Genomic DNA, 20,358 nt, shown 5'->3' on the forward strand with positions numbered 1-20,358 from the left:
TCTTTACAATTTTTCTGCAACCCGCAACTTGGCACTGTGTGAGCGATTATTATTTTTAAGCTCTTCAGCCGAAGCAACAATGGGCTTACGATTTACTAATCGAAGCGTTGGCTTCAAGTCATCGGGAATAGCAGGCATTCCCCTAGGTACCTCAACGTCGGAGTATTTTTTAAAAATATTTTTTACTATTTTGTCTTCATCAGACTGAAAAGTAATCACACTAATGCGACCGCCTGGTTTGAGTAATTTGATCGCTTCCTCAAGTGATGTACTTAAAGCATCAAGCTCGTGGTTTACAGCAACACGCAAAGCCTGAAAAGTCTTTTTTGCTGGATGCCCTCCAGTCCTTCTTGCAAACGCAGGAATTGCTTCCTTAATAACATCAACCAGTTCAAAGGTTGTCGCAATTGGCTTTTTTTGTCTTTTAAGGACAATTTTATGAGCAATCTGGCGAGAATACTTTTCTCCACCAAATTTATACAAAATATTAGCCAATTCTTTTTGACTTGAGTAATTAACCAATTGATACGCATCAAGACTTTGATCCTGATCCATTCTCATATCCAATCTGGCATCGAAGCGGTAAGAAAAGCCTCTTTTTGCCTGATCAAATTGGGGGGAGGAAACGCCTAAATCATAATAGATACCGTCAATGCCATCTTGATAACCCAGCTTAACCAAGTTAATTTTTAAATGACTAAAGTTGTCGTGTACTAATTGTAATTTAGGATCAGCCTCAGATTTAAGTAAATCGGCAAAGTTTAACTTAGCCGAATTTATTGCATATTCATCCTGATCAAAACCAATCACGGTACCACTAGCAAGTTTGCTCAGTAAATATTTTGCATGACCGCCGCCGCCAAAAGTTGCGTCTACATAAAGACCACCATTTTTGGGTTTTAAATTATCGATTGTTTGGTGTAAGAGTACACTGGTGTGTTTGAATTCCATGTTTATAGTTCCAAATCATCTAAATTTTCTGCGATATCATCATAGTTTTCGTTGGCTTCATCACTAAAGCTTTCCCAACGCTCTTTCGACCAAATCTCAATTCGATCAGAAACTCCTATAATGACACATTCTTTAACAAGACAAGCGTGCTTCTTCAACGTTGTGGTCAGATTCACACGTCCCTGCTTATCAAATTCGCATTCCATTGCACCAGAGTAAAATAAACGCGTAAAACTACGTGCATTCCTCTTAGTCAAAGGAAGGTGGGCTAGCTTGGCTTCAATTTTCTGCCATGCCTCTGTAGTATAGCCAAAAATGCAACCTTCCATTCCACGAGTAAATATCATTTTTTCGCCAATCTGACTACGCAAACGAGCAGGTATAATTAAACGTCCTTTGCTGTCGAGATTGTGATGATATTCACCCATGAACATGGCATTACCCCCTTCCACTAATTAATTTACCACAATTCACCACTTCCTACCACTTTTTAGTTATAAAGTTTAACATTTATTTTTTATGAGCCAAAAAGTAAAAAACGCAGACCATTGCAGGTTTGCGTTTAACTTGAAAAATAAATTTTTTTACTCAAAAAGTTTGACTATATCATTAAAAATAATAACCCTAAATACCAAAAAATAGTATTAACAGTTAAATAGTCCCATATTTTGCGGAAAGTTTTACTTATGGACAAGTTCTTATTTTTAATTGCTTCCGTTATAGCTATTATTATAACTAAAATGAAGAAGACAAAAAACCCATATGGCAAAAACTCAGGCCTTTTCTGATTCAGGGTAATCAGGTGGCATGCATATATAAAAAAGAATGGTAATAAATCATATCCGCGAAATTGCGCCTTGGGAAACATCTTATTAATAAGAAAAGCTAAAACAAGACCAACAATAGGTATCAAAAAAATTAAAAACATTGGCTATATTCCTCTATTATCTAATCTCTATTTTATCTTACTCTCTAATTGAAAAAAACTTTTAAGTAGCATAAAATATTGTTCAAATAGGGAGGTCTATCAATGACGAGAAGACATAAGAAAAAGAGATCTAAATTTCAAAAGCTAACAATTGCTATGGCCTGGCTAATGGCAATAATAACTTTAGCTGCTGTAGTAATGCAAGTTGTTGGTGCATTATCCAGCTTTGGCTTTTTCGAATAAAAAAACGTGAGATCATTGTCTCACGTTTTTTATTGTTGATAATTATCTAAATTTACCATAAAAGGATAGTTAACGGCTAAATTCCACCATAATTTATAAGTAACGCAAGCAAAAATAAATGCCCAACATAAGGTTGGCAAAATACTTTTTATCAATTTAATTGAACTAATACTCGTCAGGCCTGTCATATTCATAATAAGCCAAGTATAGCCCTCAACCAGAATAGAAGAGATTAAAATCGCTAAAATTCGGGCCCAAAAAACTTCTGGTAAAAATCTGGCAGCTTTTTGCAACAGCCAGCAAATTATAGGTAAACTAATGGCATAAACACCAATAATACCAAAAAAATAAATATCACTTACTATACCAGTACCAAAAGCTAACCAAATCTCTTTATGATTAGTGTCATCAAAAAGTGCTATTAACATCATACTAACGGGTACCAATAAGTTTGTAGCATTACCTATTAAAAAAAACCGGTGAAAGAATAAAGACAAACTGCCGCTGATAGCTAAAACTATATATAAAGCTAAAACAAGACTAAATTTTCGCAGAGACTTCATTAGTCGTTCACTTTCCTTTTAATAACTGAAACTACAGAAGGATCATTTAATTCACCTGCTGGATTAATTTTAATCAAATCAGATAAGCCAAATGTATCATGGGTTGTAGTAGAAACTGTTCCTACCAATAATCCTTTGGGTGAATTACCACCTAATCCGCTAGTGTAAATTTTTGCACCACGCTTTAGTTTTTTACTATCGACCGCCTGAGTAAATGCTAGTGTCTTGTTACCTATTACCGTAATAATTCCATGAACTTTTTTTCCGTTTACGGCTTGTGCTTCAACTGCGAAACGATTGGCTGATTTATCACTAGTTGTTATTAATTCAACTTTTGCAGTAGCGGCATTGACTTCTATTAGGCGACCAATAATACCACCACCGGACATTACCGCCATATTTTTACGCAAGCCAGATGTAGATCCTTTATTAATAACCAACAGGTCTGTCCAACTGTCCGGTGAACGAGAAATGACAGATGCTTGAATAATATTATAGTCAGTAAGCGTATTTTTTACTTTTAATGCTGATTTAAGTTGTTTGTTTTCAGCTTCCAAGCTAGCATTACGAGCTTTTGTTTGTTCCAAGTCAGTAACTTTGCTCTTGAGGTAGTTATTTTCATCTTGAGTATTCAACAAATCGTGAACATTATTTAAACTGCCAGAAACAAAACTTAATGGAAAATCAATTATTCTTGATCCCACTGCGACCACATCATTGCCAAAACTCTGAATAATCAGGGGGGTATCACGTCTATTACGTAAGCTGACACTGCCTCCTATAACAGTAAAAGCCAAAATAACTGCTATACATGCCGATAATAATTTTTTGTTTTGTAGAAATTTCTTCATTTGGAAACAGTCCCTAAAGAAAAGCCGGCGAAAACAGCCGACTTTTAGTATTATCTGCGATTTTTGCGCATTACTTCAATATTTTTCAGAGACTCACCTGTACCAACTGCAACACAATCTAGTGGATCTTGGGCTATAAATACTGGCACTTTAGTAGCTTCGGAAATAATCTCAGGTAAGTTTTTTAGTAAAGCTCCACCGCCTGTTAATACAATTCCGTGATCAATGACGTCTGCTGCTATTTCAGGGGAGGTCTGTTCAAGCGTTTCCTTAATTGCAACGATAATGTCCTGAACAACATCTTGAATAGCATGAGCTACATCGACTGCTTTTACATCAACTGATTTTGGTAAACCAGTAACTAAATCACGGCCACGAATATTGACTGCTTCAATATCTTTAGCCTTTTCAACTGAAGCAGAACCAATCTGAATTTTTATATCTTCAGCAGTTCTCTCACCAATCAGCAAATTAAAATTAGAGTGAACATAATTCACAATTGCCGTATTGAACTTATCACCGGCTTGGCGGATTGAGGTAGAAGAAACTATTCCCCCTAAAGAAATAGTGGCAACATCGGTAGTTCCCCCACCAATATCTACAACCATTGAGCCAGTGGGATCCATTACTGGCAATCCTGCCCCAATAGCAGCTGCAAATGGTTCTTCTATTACAAAAGCTTCACGTGCTCCAGCTACACGAGCAGCATCAATCACTGCCCGCTTTTCAACCTCAGTAACACCAGAAGGTACACAAATCATAGCTGAAGGTTTGGAATTGCCAACAGTCTTTTCGATAAAATACTTAAGCATTGAGGCAGTTGTATCATAATCAGCAATTACGCCATCTTTCATTGGCCTAATAGCCACTATACTTTCTGGTGTTCTGCCGATCATTTCTCTTGCTTCTGACCCTACCGCAATTACCTTGCCGGTATGGGTGTTTTTTGCCACCACAGAAGGCTCTCTTAAAACAATCCCTTTACCTTCCATATAAACAAGAGTATTGGCAGTTCCTAAGTCAATGCCAATATTTTTTGCTCCTAATCCAAACACGTAAATCTCTCCTTATTATTGCAGTCTCTAAATCTTGAATAATTATAGCATAAAGTGCAACTTAAAAAAGAAAATGGAACGTAACTTTAAGATGATTTTAAAATAATTGCCGTTCACAGAAACTAAAGTAATTTCCTTTGCCCACAATAAAATGATCAAGAAATTCAATCCGAAATAGTTTTGCTGCCTCATGAAGCATCTCAGTGAGTTCAATATCACTTTTTGAAGGTAACAAATTACCGCTGGGATGATTATGCACTACAAAGAAGCCGGCACAGGCATAAATAACTGCCCAACGAAAAACCTCTCGTGGATGCGCTATTGACTTATCCAAAGTACCTTGAAACAACTTCTTTTCAGCAATTATATGATTACTGTTATCTATGTAGATTGCCCATAGTTCTTCTTGTTTATGTCCTGCAAATTTATCTAATAAATAAGTACCGACTTCATCGCTTGAAGTCATAATAAGTTCCCGGTCTGATACCGCGGAGCGCAATCTTTCAAGTAATCCCTCACCTAAAATTGCTAAACTGTCACAGCATTGGTCACCAGATACATATTTAAGCAGATCATTGGCATTTCTTATTTTTAATTCTTCCAACTTAACAAGAAGTTCATCAAAATTTTCAATTCCATGTTCTTTCAGTTCATCAAAAAAACTGTTCAGCATTTCCCAGTCAGTTTTAATTAAATAGTGATGAGACCTTATTAATTCCATAAAATCATTCCTTTCACTATTTATATACGCCAAAACTAACTAACTTTTTGTAAAAATTCAAAGAAATCTTGACAAACAAAAGCCGCATTCTGATGATCTTCGGTGGTAGCTGGAATTAAATCCGGCACCATTACACATTTTAAGCCGGCATTAACAGCAGCTAGCAAGCCAGGAGAAGAATCTTCGAATGCTAAAATATTATTTTTGGCAACATGTAATTTTTGGGCTGCCAAAAGATAAATATCTGGTGCAGGCTTAGGCTTGACATTATTATTTTTTACATCGTCATAATTTAAGTGAAATTGAAAATAGTTACGCGTTCCTGTGGCCCATAAATTATGCTCCACCACATTTTCAGAATTACTGGTTACCACAGCCATAGGCAATCCGGCAGCCTGAAACCGATCAAGAGCTTTTTGCACTCCCGGCCTTAACTTTAATTTACCTTGTTCAGTCCACTGCCATACTAGTTCATCAGTACGTTTAATAAATTGGTCACGTTGTTCTTCATTCTTAAAGTATTGCTGGTAAAAATCGTTCATATCAGTTGTTGTCGAGCCAACTAATTTAAGATAAATATCATCGGGCGTACCAAGATTTGCCTCCTTAGCTGCCTGAATATTGGCTTCCCAGTATAAATTTTCGGAATTAACCAGCAAGCCATCCATATCAAACAAAATGCCTTTGATATCATCCTTAATGCCTTGAACACGCATCTTTTATCTCCATTTGTAAAATATCCCCAACTAAGTAAAATGATCCTGTTACTAGCAGTATATCATTTGTTTGACTCTTCTGCTTTAATTCTTGATAAGAAGTTCGCCAGTCAACGTGATAATGATATTTTTTTTGAATCCAAACCGGATAGTCTTCTTTTTTAGCTGCACGCGGATAATCAATTGTAGTTAAGTGAACTTCATCTGCCGGTTTAAACAGTTTAAAAACTTGCTCAATATCCTTATCTTTCATCATCATCATCAATACTCTAATTTTTCCTTGCTTTTTTTTCTGCTTAAAATGAGCAAAATTTAGCAGGTTTTGCATTGCCTGAATATTGTGCGCTCCATCAAGGATAATTAAAGGATTATTTTGCAAGATTTGATAACGTCCAGGTACAGTTGTTTGGTTTATTGCATCTTCTATCTCTGAAGCAGAAAGTGACAGATTTAATAAGCTAAAGGCTTGAATTGCAATACCAATATCATAGCCTTCAACTAGTGGCCTGGGTATAAAAGCAAGCTTTTGATATTGATCTTGATACTCCAAGTTTTCTTGAAGTAAAACATTAAAGTCAGAACCAAGTTTTTTAACCAGAGCATTTTCTTTTTGAGCCTTTTGCTGAATAATAGGTAACACTTCCTTGGGAATATTACCTAAAACAACTGGCCGATTTTTCTTTATTATGCCACTTTTTTCACGGGCAATATCTGCTAGCGTTGGTCCGATAACTTGCTCATGATCTAGTCCAACTGTAGTAATCACACTAACTTGTGGTGTAATGACATTAGTTTTGTCATGTTCACCACCTATGCCAACTTCTATCACAGCATAGTCACATTTTTCTTGTGCAAAATAAAGAAATGCCAATACTACTTCATATTCAAACGTCACTAATGAAAAAGCAGGATTGTTTTTACGAATTTTTGTCAAAACCGACTCTATTTTATTAGCTATTCCAATCAAACTTTGGTTACTGATATTTTGACCATTCAACTGAATTCGCTCGTTAAATTCAAAAACATAGGGCGAAACAAAAAGGCCAGTCTTTTGACCAGCCTTTTGCAACAAATTACTTAAATAGTAAGAAGTTGAGCCTTTACCATTCGTGCCCGTAACATGGATTGTTTTTATCTGATCTTGCGGATTACCTAACATAGCCAAAATTGTCTTAATATATGTTAAATCTGCTTTTTCATGTAATTTAGGAAGTGAGTATAAATAATTAATCACATCTTGAGCTTTGGTAAAAGTCACGTTATTCACTCTTCTTTAATTCTTGAATTCTTTCCTGAACGCTTTGAAGTTGACTTTCATAATCAGCTTTTTTCGCCTTTTCTTTATTTACCACAGCTTCCGGAGCATGTGCGACAAAGCCTTGATTATTTAGTTTCTTAGTTGAGCGTTCAACTTCAGCTTGCAAATCTTTTTCTTCTTTGGTCATGCGCTTGATTTCGTCGGCAATATTAACTAAATCAGCTAATGGCACAAAGATCTGAGCTCCTGAAATCACTGCAGTTTTAGCAAGTTTTGGTGCAGCAATTTGAGTTGAAATGGTTAATTCCTTTGGATGCAAGAAGTTCTTAACGTAATCTTCATTGTCAGTTAAAATTCTTTCATTCTTAGAGTCTTCTAACTGAATCATGATGTCTATTGAAGAAGATAACGGAGCATTTACTTCCATGCGAATGTTACGTACCGCCTTAATAATTTCAATTAAGAAAGCCATGTCATGACAAGCTGGTTCATTTTCAAATTCAGCATGTACTTCAGGATACTTAGCCACCATAATTGACTCACCATCGTGTGGCATTGAGAGCCAAAGCTTTTCAGTTACAAATGGCATAATTGGATGTAATAAACGCAAGATTTGGTCAAGAATCCAAATTAAATTATCTTGTTTTCTTGCTTTTAATTCTTGATCATTACCATTCAAAGCTACTTTGGCCATTTCGATGTACCAGTCACAGAAGTCGTTCCAAATGAAGTTGTATAATTCACGACCAGCTTCTCCAAATTGATAGTCATCAAATAACCGAATAACTTCACTAACAGTATGATTTAAACGATCAAAAATCCAACCATCTGCTAAGTCGAATTTAGCTGTATCTGGCATATGAGCAGGTTGTGCATCTTCTGGTAAATTCATAATGACAAATCTGGCGGCATTCCAAATCTTATTGATAAAGTTCCATGCAGATGCCAATTGTTTAGGATTATAACGAGTATCTTGACCTGGAGCTGTACCGTTAAGCAAGAACCAGCGTAAAGCATCGGCACCATACTGGTCAATAACATCCATTGGATCGACCCCGTTACCCAAAGATTTACTCATTTTACGTCCTTGTTCATCACGAATCAAGCCATGAAGTACCACGTCATTAAACGGTCTTTCATGTGTAAAATGCAAGCTCTGGAATATCATCCGTGAAACCCAGAAAAAGATAATATCATAGCCAGTAACTAAGGCATTGGTTGGGAAATAACGCTTAAAATCAGCAGAATTTTCATCAGGCCAGCCTAAAGTTGAGAATGGCCATAAAGCACTGGAGAACCAGGTATCTAGTACATCTGGATCTTGTTTCCAGTTTTCAATGTCCTTTGGCGCTTTTTCGCCAACATACATTTCACCGGTCTTTTTATTGTACCAAGCAGGAATTCGGTGTCCCCACCATAATTGGCGTGAAATTACCCAGTCATGAACATCCTCCATCCAGTGATCTAAAGTTTGTTCAAATCTTTTTGGTACAAAATTAACTTTACCCGCAGTTTTTTGATTTTCTAAAACTTTATCAGCTAATGGTTTCATCTTAACAAACCATTGAGTGGAAAGACGAGGTTCAACTTGAACGCCAGAACGCTCTGAGTGTCCAACTGAGTGCACAATCGGCTTAACTTTAATCAGATAGCCCTGATCCTTCAGGTCCTTAACTAATGCTTCACGGCACTCAAAACGATCCATCCCTTCATACTTACCGGCATTTTCATTCATAGTGCCATCGTCGTTCATGACGTTAATCCGTTTTAAGTGATGACGATTGCCGACTAAAAAGTCGTTAGGGTCATGAGCAGGTGTAATCTTTACTAAACCTGTACCAAATTCAGGATCAACGTGTTGATCTTCAATAATTGGAATATGGCGTCCCACTAGCGGTAAAACTAATTCTTTGCCGACAAGGTCTTTATAGCGTTCATCCCCCGGTGCCACAGCAACCGCGGTATCACCGAACATAGTTTCAGGACGAGTAGTTGCAATTTCAACAAAGCCAGAACCATCCGCAAACGGATATTTAATATGATAAAAAGCGCCTTTATCGTCTTGGTGAATAACTTCGATATCGCTTAGAGCTGTTTGCAACTCAGGATCCCAATTGATAATGTATTCCCCGCGATAAATTAATCCTTCATTGTAAAGTTGGACAAAGACGCGGCGAACAGCTTTAGACAAACCCCTATCTAATGTAAATCTTTCACGTGAATAATCTAGTGACAGGCCCAATTTTGCCCACTGGCTCTTGATAATAGCAGCGTACTCATCTTTCCAGTCCCAAACTTGTTTAACAAAAGCTTCACGTCCCATTTCATGACGGTCTTTACCCTGTTTGCGTAATTTAGCCTCAACTTTTGCCTGAGTTGCAATTCCGGCATGATCCATTCCCGGAAGATACAAGGTATCATAACCCTGCATTCTTTTAAATCTAATTAATGTATCCTGAATTGCTGTATCCCAAGCATGACCTAAATGAAGCTTACCAGTAACATTTGGTGGCGGAATAACAATTGCATACGGATGTGCCTTTTTATCTCCAGATGGCTTAAATAAATCTTGATCAAGCCACTTTTGATATCTACCCTGTTCAACCTCGCGTGGGTCATATTTTGGTGCTAAATCTGTCATAGTTCTCCTCCCAATAAAAAAGTCCTAGACAACATGTCTAGGACGATGTGATTAACCGCGGTACCACCTAAAGTTAAGCAGAATAAATTCTGCCTCTCTTAATAATGATAACGGCGAATTTGCCGGATCAGCCTACTGTTAGTTCAGCCAATCAGTCCAATTGAGCTACCAATTAACCTTCATTCGGCCTTTCACCACTATCAGCCTTTCTCTATCTATAAGGTTAATACCTCTCAATTATTGCTTTGGGCGTATTATAACACGTTTTTTACAGTAGTGCAGCATCTTCTGCCGCTTTATCTGCCAAAAACTTATCATTAGGATAAATTGAAGTTACTTGTATACCTGCTAAAGCTCTTTCTATTAAGCCTTCTACATCCAAACGGTTTTCAAATTCCCGTGCTTTATCGATTTTGGGCTTAGTTTTGGGACGAGGAGGGGCAAAAATTGTACAACAATCTTCAAATGGCTGGATAGACAAATCAAAAGTACCAATTTTTTCAGCCAAATTAATAATTTCAGTTTTATCCATCGTGGCAACTGGTCTGACAACTGGTGTGGTCGTCACATCATTAATTGCAGCCATTGATTCCAAAGTTTGCGAAGCCACTTGACCAACGGATTCACCGTTAAAAATAGCCAGGCCTCTTCTTTTAGCTCTTATTTTATCTGCCAACTGCAACATGAGCCTTCTTTGCACATTCATTAAATAACCCTCAGGAATTTTTTCCTTAATGGTTTCCTGAATTTCAGCAAAAGGCACGGCAATAAAATTGATCTTGCCTACATAATTAGCAAGAATTCCAGTTAATTCTTTAGCCTTATTTAGCGCTTTTTCAGTAGTATATGGCGGACTGTAAAAATGAACCATTTCAATATCAACACCACGCTTAAGAGCTAAATATGAAGCTACTGGCGAATCAATTCCGCCAGATAGCATCATAACGGCGCGTCCACCTGTCCCAACGGGCATTCCACCTGCACCGCGAAGTAACTGATTAGAAATATAGACAGCATCCTTGCGCACTTCAATTCTAAGGACAATGTCAGGGTGTTTCATTTCTACCTTTAAATTCTCCATATTGGCAAAGAGATAGTCACCCACCATTTTATTCAACTCATTGGTATCATATAAAAATTGGTGATCACTGCGTTTAGTGTTGACTTTAAAAGTCATACCCTTATTAAAAGTTTCTTTCATTAAAGCTAGAGCAGTTTCTTCAATTTTTGCCAAAGTTTTTTCAACTTTGATAGTTGGTGAATAAGTTTGAATACCAAAAACCCTTTTTAAACGTTTATCAACTTCTGCAAAAGGTGCATCATTTAAAACTATGTGCATGCGGTCATGCCGCGGGTGTATTTCGACTTGCGGAAAATCGCGCAATACTTTAGTCACGTTACCAGCTAAGCGGCCAATGAAATCTTTACGATTTTTTCCTTTAGTTGACAGCTCACCATAACGTACCATTATTTCAGTATATTTCATAAAAAATTATTCTCCTAAATGATTAATTCTGGCAAAATGATGGTAAATTTTATCAAAGACCTTAATAAATTCATCTGCCTCGGCAAGAGTATTAGTTTCATCAAAACTAAGACGAATCGCACTTGTTGCTACTTTATCATCAACATGCATTGCCACCAATGTGCTTGCTTGATCAGTCTTAGTGGAAGAACAGGCCGAAGTAGTTGAAGTATAAATGTCATACTCTTCGAGTGTATGAACAAGAGTCTCTCCTCGAATACCTTCAAGAGCAAAACATAAAATATGAGGGGCAAAGTTATCATTCAATGGTGAAAATATAGTGATTCCTGGCTTATCTTGGAGATACTTCACTATTTTGGCTTTAATTTCAACCTCACGTTGAGCTTTTTCCTGTTCATTTTCCAAAAGCAAACGTACTGCTTTAGCCATTCCTGCTATTGCCGGTAAGTTTTCAGTACCTGAACGCAAACCTTTTTCCTGACCGCCACCATCATGCAAGGGAGCAAGCATCTTGCCCTCTTTTTTATAAAGGATTCCGGTACCCCGTGGTGCATGAAATTTATGCGCTGACAGACTGGAAAAATCAACACGAGGGGTAAAAACACGAGACCAAATATTTTTACCTAATGCTTGCACATTATCCACATGAAAACTTACAGTTGGGTAGTTAGTTAATAAATCACTAATTTCAGCGATTGGCTGGATAGTACCAATTTCATTGTTAACGCCCATTATTGAAACTAAAGTGGTATCAGAATCTAAAGCATTACGTAAATCATTTACGTTAACACGGCCTTCTTTATCAACGGGTAAACGGGTTACACGAAAGCCAATATATTCTAAAGCGTTAAAAGCATTGGCAACAGAAGCATGTTCAACGCTTGAAGTAATGAGATGCTTGCCAAATTCCCGTTTTTGCAAAGCGGTTCCTTTTATTGCCCAGTTATTTGACTCAGTGCCACCAGAGGTAAAGAAAATTTCATCCTGTTTTGTGCCCAAAAGACTGGCAATTTGCTTACGTGAACTTTCTAAAAGTTGAAATGCACGGTCTCCCAGTTTATGTAAACTGGACGGATTGCCCCAAATGGTTTGAGCTACTTTATCATAAGTGGCTAAAACAGCAGGATCAATCTTAGTCGTGGCGCTGTTGTCAAAGTAAATCACGGAAGTTCTCCCCCTCCAAAAACACTACATGGTCAGCTATTAACTTATAAATTGTAACTTAAATTCTTGTCAGCTTCAATTATTTATTCATGAGCACTAAAAAAGCTTTAAAATTCTTTTTTTAATTTTAAAGCTAAATAATTTTCTGCAGGTTTATGATTCTTATCAGCTATTTTTCTTATCAGAATAGTACAAATTTTCTAAGCGTTGATATGAACCTGGCTCAACTTTTTCAATAGCAGTTGCAATGGTGTCCAAAGCATCTTTATAGTTATAATCCTGTTCATAAAGTTGCATTGCCTTTTTCTGAGCGCTTTTAATGGAACCATTATTGGAATATTTATTAGAATATTGCAAGGTTAGCTGAACTAGATCTGCAGAATTAATTATGTCATCTGCTTCTCGTTTTAACCTTTCGACATCATCAGAAATTTGGATTAATTCCTGAGAAATCTTTTCCATGTTTAGCCTTACCTGACTCAATTCTTTTGCCACATGACCAATCTCGTTGACAACCAAAGTATACATTTGCACAAAAGTATCAGGATTACCAGGGATTTTTTTACGTTCCAAACGGCGATAAACTAGAGAAACTTCCTGCTTAAAGCGGTTGATTGAATCATTGGCTACATTTTCAGAATCATAAAGACCATCAACGTCTTGGGACATTTTCTTTTGTTCATCACTAATTTCACGCAATCGTTCCAGCATACTCAACCACGATGACTTAATTTTGGAATAAACTCCCTTACCATCAGCAACATTCTGGGTATCAACCGTATATTGCCGCTCCATATCATTGACTTCCTGTTCCAACTTCCTACTAGTGGCAAGTTCATTGTGAGTAAGCTCATAACTCTCATCAATATGGCGCAATTTTGCTACTAGTTTTTTTGATTCAACTTGTTCGTGAGCAAGCAGACGCTGGATTTTATCTTGATTTTCTTCTACAAATGGTCTCGCTATGTACTCTTTAGCTAAAATATCATAAAGAGCAGAAATTTCTTTTTGGATTTCCGCATTTTTTGCTTTGAGATCGGAAACTTTAAGTTCTTTGAGCAAATTATTTGCATCGGCTACTTGTCCTCTGATTTTTTTAATCTCAGCTAAAACGTCTACCTGAGTTATGTAATACTTAGAAGACATCATCTTCTTATAACTGTCAGATAGTTCACTCAACTGATCTTGAAAAACTTTATTAAGTTGATGACGGGCATTTCTGATTTCGGGCAGGATAGAACTAATGTTAGTCAAAGCAGCTTTAATTTTTGACAAAATACGTTTTGCTTCAACTTGATCTCCTTGAGCAGTCAAACTCTTGGCTTCCGAAAAGTCATTTTCAATATTTGTCAATTCGTTTTCAATCTGATCCAGAGCAGCACCATAATCATATGAATTTGCCAGAATGTCTTTACGCATTTCTTTAAAGCCATTGAACAAGTCGTTATATTTTTTTTGATTCTCACGGTTTGATTCAAGTAATTCTGTGAATACTTCCTTAGTGTTCTTAGCATCTTTATAAGTTGGATCCATGATTTCACGGGCTTGTTTAATACTTTTATGAGCTTTAAATAAGTGATAGTGTGTATTTTGCTCAGCAGCCTGTTCAAGAAAGTTCTGCGCTGCAGGAATCTTTTTAGCCAATGCCTGCTCGTAGTTTTTACGCCAAGTAGTTAATGTTGTCAAACTTTCACCGGCTAAATCCATTTTATCCAGATTGACAATATCTGTTTCTAAATGCATTTTATCAATTTTGGTAATCAAATCGTCTAATTCAAGAATTTGCCTTAATTGGCGGCGATTGATTATTAACATAGCGGCTATAATTATAATGATGATTAAAATTGCAATGATTACAACTATGGATTGAGTTGGTGACATAATTTTCCTCCAAAACTACCCCAATTATACCAAACTTCTACATTATTGTGGTCAAGAGTTTTTTCAAGCCAATAAAATTCGTTATTTAAATAAAATCGTGCGATCAGATATTTATAAATATCTCTTTAATTAAAAGCAGTATACTAGTATTAACAAGTTGCTACCACCTTTTTATTTTTCTAGTTAAATTATTAAATATTAAAGCAATCGCTATTTTCCTTGCTTTAATAAGGTAATACAACTATAATATAGAACGTGTAAAATATTTGCAGCTATAAGTGGCAAGAACGTCAACATCTTAATACGTTTTAGTGAACGAGTAACCGACGCTGCAATAGGCGAAAATGAAAATTAAGATGCACGAATGTTAAACTTATACGTAATTATTTTACTCCAAAAACTGTTATCAGATTTTATTGGAGGATTTTATGTCAAGATATACAGGTCCAAGTTGGAAACGTTCCAGAAGATTAGGAATTTCACTTTCAGGTACTGGCAAGGAGCTTAGTCGTAGAAACTACGCCCCTGGTCAACACGGCCCTAATTCACGTGGTCGTTTATCAGAATATGGCGAACAATTGCATGAAAAGCAAAAGTTACGTTGGATGTACGGTTTAAATGAGCGTCAATTTAGAACTTTATTCAAACGTGCCGGTAAGATCCGTGAAGGTGAACACGGTACTAACTTTATGGTTCTGCTTGAATGCCGTTTAGACAGTATTGTTTACCGTTTAGGTTTGGCTACTACTAGAGAGCAAGCTAGACAATTAGTTAACCACGGTCACATCACTGTTGACGGCAAGCGTGTTGATATTCCTTCCTATGAAGTCAAGGTTGGTCAAACCATTGGTCTTAAGGAAAAGTCAAAGAACCTGCAACAAGTTAAGGATGCACTTGAAGCAGTTGTATCCCGCCCATCCTTTGTTTCATTCGATGACAACAAGGTAGAAGGTTCACTTGTTCGCCTTCCAGAACGTGATGAAATGGAACCAGAAATTAACGAAGCTCTAGTTGTTGAATACTACAACAAGTTACTTTAATTTCCATGTTTTTACAAACCCCTTTCCTTCTTGGAGAGGGGTTTTTGTTACCCGAAAGGAGTACCAATCAATGACGGAGGATTTAAATACCAGAGTTTCAAATGCTGCTCAAGGCATCACACCCCAAACAAAGCCGGATGAACGCAGAAGATTTTTAGGGTCTCTTCGCGAGCGGGTATTAGTTAGAATGACCAATGCTGAAGTGCAAGATCCTAAATTAACCAACCTATTTTTACGCCATTTTAAAGATTATATTGGTTACAATATCCTGATTAATGGCAATTTACACGATAAGTTTGTTGATCAAGTGGAAACTAGTTGTGGCAAATACGAGATCTCTTTTACTATCGTTAACAATGAAACGGCAAAAACGGGTCCGAATGACTCGGCAATCTTAGTAGTAGCTGCAAATGCAATTAACAAAATGCGCATTGAAATAAGTCAAGTGTATCCACCCGAAATGCCCCAAGAATTGCTTACTAGTGACAAAACTAAAAAAGCTGGTTTCTGGCAGCGACTTTTTCATGGAGACAATTAAATGAAACCATTAGCTTACAGAATGAGACCAAAAACGTTAGATGAGGTAGTCGGTCAGGAGCATTTAATTGGCCCTGGAAAAATTATTCGCCGGATGGTTGAAGCCAAAATGTTGTCCTCGATGATTCTTTACGGTCCTCCGGGAATAGGTAAAACAAGTATTGCCAGTGCCATAGCTGGTTCCACCAAATACGCTTTTCGCCAGCTTAACGCTGCAACAGACAGTAAAAAACAGCTGGAGCAAGTAGCCGCGGAAGGAAAATTGAGTGGTACGGTGATATTGCTCCTAGACGAAATTCACCGCTTGGATAAAACCAAGCAGGACTTTTTATTACCTCTTTTAGAATCCGGACAAATTATTTTGATCGGTGCGACAACTGAAAATCCGTATATAGCAATTTCCCCCGCTATTCGTTCCCGCTGCCAGATTTTTGAATTAAAGCCTTTGGCAAAAAATGATGTCAATAAAGCAATTGACCGGGCGCTTAAAGATTGTGAACTTGGTTTGGGTAAGTACAACGTTAAATTGACTTCAAGCGCCAGAGAATTATTAGTGCAAAAAGGCAACGGTGACTTACGTTCGACACTGAACGGACTCGAACTTGCAGTCCGCTCAACGAAACAGGAAATGATAGCTGCCGGTAAAAATGATGAAACTGAATTAATCATTGATCAAGATGAAATGGCCAATTCTATCCAGCTGCGTAATCAAAACTTTGATGCTAAGGGCGATGGGCATTATGATCTGGTTTCTGCTTTTCAAAAATCAATTCGCGGTTCTGATACAGATGCAGCCTTGCATTATTTAGCTCGACTAATTGAGTCTGGTGATTTAATAGCAATTTGTAGGCGTTTAAGTGTAATTGCCTATGAAGACATCGGCCTTGCAAATCCCGCAGCCGTTCAGCATGCTCAAATAGCTATTCAGTCTGCTAAGGGTCTGGGTTTCCCTGAAGCGCGGATACCTTTAGCTAACGCGGTGATTGAACTGGCTTTATCACCTAAAAGTAACAGTGCTATCAGTGCTATTGATCAGGCTTTAGCTGATGTAAAAAATAAGGACTATGGCAATATCCCTTCTACTTTAAAAGATGCACACTATAGTGGTGCAGCAAAATTAGGTCACGGTAATGGTTATATTTATCCTCATTCTTATGTGAATGATTGGGTACCACAGCAATATTTACCAGATAAACTCGTTGGCACGCGATATTTTCAGCCTAAAGGCAATTCTAAAATAGAAAAAGGGTTTAAAAAGCAATACGAAACTTTGCATGAATTGCAAAAACAGGGTCTAAAATAATTAGTTTTGCATAGAAGGAAAATATTTTAGTAGATGCTGGCCGAAGATTTATTTTGCAATCAGCCCTTTTATTTTGGTCATGCACAAAGTAAGCCGGTATATTGATAACCTTAGTTCGTTCAGGAGCTTAAAAGCTATCCTAAAAAGTACCCTCTAATTTTTCTGCCTTGACAAAACTCGTGATGCTTAGTAGTATAATAGTTGATCTGAGTTGATCGACTAGCTCAATTGTATAAGGTTGACCGGTCAAACATAAGACATGCGAGATAGTAAATAACTTTCGAATCGGAAAACTATCTTCAAAGATAGGATCCATATTCGTTGCGATACATCTCATTTTTTGAACACTGCGGGTTCAACAAGCATTGTTTTGCTATGTTTCGACGACTCGGATTTCTTGAGAAATTTAGAAAGCGGTCTGCGGACCGTTTTTTGTTTGGAGAATTTATGGCTATTAAAATTGTTATTCTAATTTACCTGGCAGTATTGCTATTGACTGCCTTTTACTTATGGCATAATCGGCACCGTCATTTCCTAATATACAACAGTAAAAATATTTCTAATTTTAGTTCTCTAATGTCTTGGACAGCTATTATTTTAATTATAGAGACCATTTTAGGTTTATTTTTAGTTTTCCAGAAGAATAAATACTTAAATCTTATTACTTTAATTCTCAGCAGCATTACTATCCTAATTTTTAGTCTTTTACTTAATCAAAAGGATGATTAACTGGACTAAAATTTGGTAAAATAATGGTAAGAGAGGTGTTTTAAATGATGAAACAATATCACCGTATTCAAGTCGCAGTTGATGGCTCAAAAGAAGCTGATTTAGCTTTTAAAAAAGCTGTAGCTGCGGCTAAGCGAAATGAAGCTGCTTTGGAAATTTTACATGTCATTGACACCAGATCCTTCCAAAATGTTTCTAGCTTTGATTCAGAAATGGTTGAACAAGTATCAAACGATGCTAAAGAAAAATTGCAAAATTACTACCAACAGGCTACAGAAGCTGGAGTAAGTGAGGTTCACTATTCAATTGAATTTGGGGCTCCTAAAGCAATTATCGCCCACCAATTCCCTAAAAAGCACCAGATTGATTTAATCGTATTAGGAGCTACAGGTCTCAACGCTGTTGAACGCATATTAATCGGCAGTGTTACCGAATATGTTACTAGAACTGCAGATTGTGACGTGCTAGTTTGTCGTTCTAACGAAAATTTGAGTAATTAAAAAAGAGCATTTCAGTTGAAATGCTCTTTTTTATGCATAGATAAATTAGAAATCTCCTGCTTGACTGAACATATAATCTTTATTATGAAATTTCATGGACAAAATCATACCAATACCAATCATATTACCAATTAAGGCTGATCCACCTTGAGAAATAAAAGGCAACGGGATACCGGTCAGAGGTAGCAGATCAATACTCATACCAATATTTTCAAATACATGGAAGAGTATCATCATGATAACGCCAGTAGAAACGTAAGAATAAAATGCGTTTTTGGTATCAAAAGTAATCCGTACCATTTGCACTATCAAGTATAAGTAAAGCAAAATGATTGCTACACTTCCAATAAAGCCAAATGATTCTCCTATCACTGAATAAACCATGTCTGAGCCTCGGACCGGCACATAAACACTTAGTTTACCAAAGCCGTTGCCGAATATTTGACCAGAACCAATCGCTTGCATACTTTGCCATAATTGATACGCAGCTTTTGACGTGTCATTAGATGGATTCAACCATGACATAATGCGTCTAAATTGATAAGGCTGAAAGAAATGACTTAGAAATGATTGACCACTTGGTGTGGTAACCATATAAATAACTACGACCCCCAGCACAAAGACAGCGACAAACATTGGCGCAATTATTTTCCACGAAATACCAGATACTAGCACTACGCCACCAACAATTGCAATGAAGACCAGCATCGTACCAAAGTCATTTTGCAGTTTTAAAAGCACAGCAATCGGTAGCAGCCAAGCCAGTATTTTACCAATTAAAATCCAGTCGTTTTTAATTGTGTGAGCAAATTTATTGTTATGCTCACGCACAACCCGGGCCAGCATCAATATAAAAGCAGGTTTCATGACTTCTGATGGCTGAAAAGAAATTGGTCCCAGCTTAAACCAGCTTTTGGCACCAGTATCTACAGCTATACTGCGATTATAAAAGAACAAAACCGCAATTAAAAGCACTATCCCCAGACCATATACATAAGGTGCAATGCGGTAGAGCTGTTCAGCATCAAATTGGATTACAAAAGCAACTGCGGCAATCGAGATAACATACCATAATCCTTGCATTGCCACTGCCCTAACTGGACTTCCCATATGACTGGGATCATCAATTGCGGCAAAATAAATGGAATAAAGGCCCACAGCTGCCAATATGAGCACAGGGACAACAATATTCCAGGCAATTCGATCAAACAGATTGGTTTTATTTTGTACTTTGACCATTAATTAATCACAACCTATTATTTTTCATGCAAAGCGAAGTATGAAAGCAAATCATTAATACTGCTTTCCAAACTTTTTGCATACAAGACGCTGTTGGTTTTGCCGGTTGTAGCACGATAACGGCCAGCAACTTTTTCAATCACGCCAATAGATTTTTTCTGGGGAATTACTACTTCCCAGGTTGGGTTTTGCTTACCCTTAATTTCATTAATTTCCACATTAATATTTTCTGGTTTTTTTGACATAAATACTCCTATTTCGTATTAGGATGGAATTTCTTTGCAATAATCTCATCTTCATATCGTTCTGGATGAGGATTACGAAAAATTGTAAATTTATCTGGTACCGGATCAACACCACCACGCACAAAAGGATTGCAGCGTAATATACGTGAGATTCCCATAATAAGTCCTAAAAGAGGACCAAATTTGGTCAATGCGTCAACCATATAGGTCGAACATGTTGGATAATAACGGCATGATTTTGGTAAAGCAGGAGAAATAAACTTCTGGTAGATTTTAACCAAATAAATCAAAATTTTACGCAAATTTA

General features: G+C 37.0%; 22 protein-coding genes. 6 read left to right on the plus strand and 16 right to left on the minus strand.

From position 1 onward, the window contains the following. Nucleotides 1-3 precede the first annotated feature (3 nt). The 3 genes from rsmH to ACFQ32_RS02490 form a co-directional block, all read right to left on the minus strand. Nucleotides 4-951 carry a 16S rRNA (cytosine(1402)-N(4))-methyltransferase RsmH gene (gene rsmH / locus ACFQ32_RS02480; RefSeq protein ID WP_046324738.1) on the minus strand — a complete coding sequence of 316 codons (948 nt, stop codon included), beginning with the start codon at nucleotides 949-951 and terminating at the stop codon, nucleotides 4-6. 2 nt (nucleotides 952-953) lie between these two features. Continuing rightward, nucleotides 954-1,385: a division/cell wall cluster transcriptional repressor MraZ gene (gene mraZ, locus ACFQ32_RS02485; protein ID WP_046324737.1), complete on the minus strand. Its 432-nt coding sequence runs from the start codon at nucleotides 1,383-1,385 to the stop codon at nucleotides 954-956. Between the two features lie 167 nt (nucleotides 1,386-1,552). Next, nucleotides 1,553-1,879, minus strand: a complete 327-nt coding sequence (locus ACFQ32_RS02490) for a DUF3397 domain-containing protein (RefSeq protein ID WP_046324736.1) — start codon at nucleotides 1,877-1,879, stop codon at nucleotides 1,553-1,555. A gap of 102 nt (nucleotides 1,880-1,981) precedes the next feature. Here ACFQ32_RS02490 and ACFQ32_RS02495 point away from each other — a divergent pair, with 102 nt between their 5' ends. Further along, the gene (locus ACFQ32_RS02495) at nucleotides 1,982-2,122 is read left to right on the plus strand and encodes a DUF4044 domain-containing protein (protein ID WP_084619544.1); all 141 of its coding nucleotides are present in this window, start codon (nucleotides 1,982-1,984) and stop codon (nucleotides 2,120-2,122) included. A gap of 29 nt (nucleotides 2,123-2,151) precedes the next feature. On the opposite strand, the gene mreD is transcribed toward ACFQ32_RS02495, so the two are convergent. The 10 genes from mreD to ezrA form a co-directional block, all read right to left on the minus strand. Continuing rightward, nucleotides 2,152-2,685: a rod shape-determining protein MreD gene (mreD, locus tag ACFQ32_RS02500; RefSeq protein ID WP_046324735.1), complete on the minus strand. Its 534-nt coding sequence runs from the start codon at nucleotides 2,683-2,685 to the stop codon at nucleotides 2,152-2,154. Beyond that, nucleotides 2,685-3,536, minus strand: a complete 852-nt coding sequence (mreC, locus tag ACFQ32_RS02505; RefSeq protein WP_046324734.1) for a rod shape-determining protein MreC — start codon at nucleotides 3,534-3,536, stop codon at nucleotides 2,685-2,687. Before mreC ends, mreD begins: the two co-directional genes overlap by 1 nt. A 50-nt stretch (nucleotides 3,537-3,586) precedes the next feature. After that, a complete protein-coding gene (locus ACFQ32_RS02510; RefSeq protein WP_046324733.1) occupies nucleotides 3,587-4,591 on the minus strand; it encodes a rod shape-determining protein in 1,005 nt (334 codons plus the stop codon). A gap of 97 nt (nucleotides 4,592-4,688) precedes the next feature. Beyond that, the gene (locus ACFQ32_RS02515; protein ID WP_046324732.1) at nucleotides 4,689-5,312 is read right to left on the minus strand and encodes a JAB domain-containing protein; all 624 of its coding nucleotides are present in this window, start codon (nucleotides 5,310-5,312) and stop codon (nucleotides 4,689-4,691) included. Nucleotides 5,313-5,347: 35 nt separating this feature from the next. After that, nucleotides 5,348-6,028: an HAD family hydrolase gene (locus ACFQ32_RS02520; protein WP_046324731.1), complete on the minus strand. Its 681-nt coding sequence runs from the start codon at nucleotides 6,026-6,028 to the stop codon at nucleotides 5,348-5,350. Further along, the gene (locus ACFQ32_RS02525; RefSeq protein WP_046324730.1) at nucleotides 6,009-7,286 is read right to left on the minus strand and encodes a bifunctional folylpolyglutamate synthase/dihydrofolate synthase; all 1,278 of its coding nucleotides are present in this window, start codon (nucleotides 7,284-7,286) and stop codon (nucleotides 6,009-6,011) included. Before ACFQ32_RS02525 ends, ACFQ32_RS02520 begins: the two co-directional genes overlap by 20 nt. A 1-nt stretch (nucleotide 7,287) precedes the next feature. Beyond that, nucleotides 7,288-9,927 (minus strand): valine--tRNA ligase, encoded by a 2,640-nt coding sequence (locus ACFQ32_RS02530; protein WP_046324729.1) that lies wholly within the window; start codon nucleotides 9,925-9,927, stop codon nucleotides 7,288-7,290. Nucleotides 9,928-10,195: 268 nt separating this feature from the next. Further along, complete coding sequence (gene thiI, locus ACFQ32_RS02535) at nucleotides 10,196-11,413, minus strand: tRNA uracil 4-sulfurtransferase ThiI (RefSeq protein WP_046324728.1); 1,218 nt, start codon at nucleotides 11,411-11,413, stop codon at nucleotides 10,196-10,198. 6 nt (nucleotides 11,414-11,419) lie between these two features. Further along, complete coding sequence (locus ACFQ32_RS02540; RefSeq protein ID WP_046324727.1) at nucleotides 11,420-12,577, minus strand: cysteine desulfurase family protein; 1,158 nt, start codon at nucleotides 12,575-12,577, stop codon at nucleotides 11,420-11,422. Between the two features lie 165 nt (nucleotides 12,578-12,742). Next, nucleotides 12,743-14,458, minus strand: a complete 1,716-nt coding sequence (ezrA, locus tag ACFQ32_RS02545; protein WP_046324726.1) for a septation ring formation regulator EzrA — start codon at nucleotides 14,456-14,458, stop codon at nucleotides 12,743-12,745. 428 nt (nucleotides 14,459-14,886) lie between these two features. Between ezrA and rpsD the strand changes: the two genes are divergently transcribed. The 5 genes from rpsD (at nucleotide 14,887) to ACFQ32_RS02570 (ending at nucleotide 18,567) form a co-directional block, all read left to right on the plus strand. Further along, nucleotides 14,887-15,498, plus strand: coding sequence for a 30S ribosomal protein S4 (gene rpsD, locus ACFQ32_RS02550; protein WP_046324725.1), 612 nt, complete (start codon nucleotides 14,887-14,889; stop codon nucleotides 15,496-15,498). A gap of 70 nt (nucleotides 15,499-15,568) precedes the next feature. Continuing rightward, nucleotides 15,569-16,036, plus strand: coding sequence for a YueI family protein (locus ACFQ32_RS02555; protein ID WP_046324724.1), 468 nt, complete (start codon nucleotides 15,569-15,571; stop codon nucleotides 16,034-16,036). Continuing rightward, a complete protein-coding gene (locus ACFQ32_RS02560) occupies nucleotides 16,037-17,338 on the plus strand; it encodes a replication-associated recombination protein A (RefSeq protein WP_046324723.1) in 1,302 nt (433 codons plus the stop codon). A 447-nt stretch (nucleotides 17,339-17,785) separates the two neighbouring features. After that, nucleotides 17,786-18,067, plus strand: coding sequence for a hypothetical protein (locus ACFQ32_RS02565; RefSeq protein WP_046324722.1), 282 nt, complete (start codon nucleotides 17,786-17,788; stop codon nucleotides 18,065-18,067). A gap of 44 nt (nucleotides 18,068-18,111) precedes the next feature. After that, the gene (locus tag ACFQ32_RS02570) at nucleotides 18,112-18,567 is read left to right on the plus strand and encodes a universal stress protein (RefSeq protein ID WP_046324721.1); all 456 of its coding nucleotides are present in this window, start codon (nucleotides 18,112-18,114) and stop codon (nucleotides 18,565-18,567) included. 45 nt (nucleotides 18,568-18,612) lie between these two features. On the opposite strand, the gene ACFQ32_RS02575 is transcribed toward ACFQ32_RS02570, so the two are convergent. From ACFQ32_RS02575 to yidD, 3 genes are read right to left on the minus strand one after another with little or no spacing between them, the layout of a single operon-like run. Next, nucleotides 18,613-19,806, minus strand: coding sequence for an FtsW/RodA/SpoVE family cell cycle protein (locus tag ACFQ32_RS02575; RefSeq protein WP_046324719.1), 1,194 nt, complete (start codon nucleotides 19,804-19,806; stop codon nucleotides 18,613-18,615). Nucleotides 19,807-19,823: 17 nt separating this feature from the next. Beyond that, nucleotides 19,824-20,051: a DUF2969 domain-containing protein gene (locus ACFQ32_RS02580; RefSeq protein WP_046324718.1), complete on the minus strand. Its 228-nt coding sequence runs from the start codon at nucleotides 20,049-20,051 to the stop codon at nucleotides 19,824-19,826. An 8-nt stretch (nucleotides 20,052-20,059) separates the two neighbouring features. Beyond that, a complete protein-coding gene (gene yidD / locus ACFQ32_RS02585) occupies nucleotides 20,060-20,353 on the minus strand; it encodes a membrane protein insertion efficiency factor YidD (protein ID WP_046324717.1) in 294 nt (97 codons plus the stop codon). Nucleotides 20,354-20,358: the final 5 nt, after the last annotated feature.

The sequence above is a fragment of the Lactobacillus melliventris genome, from assembly GCF_042679465.1.
Lineage (GTDB): Bacteria > Bacillota > Bacilli > Lactobacillales > Lactobacillaceae > Lactobacillus > Lactobacillus melliventris.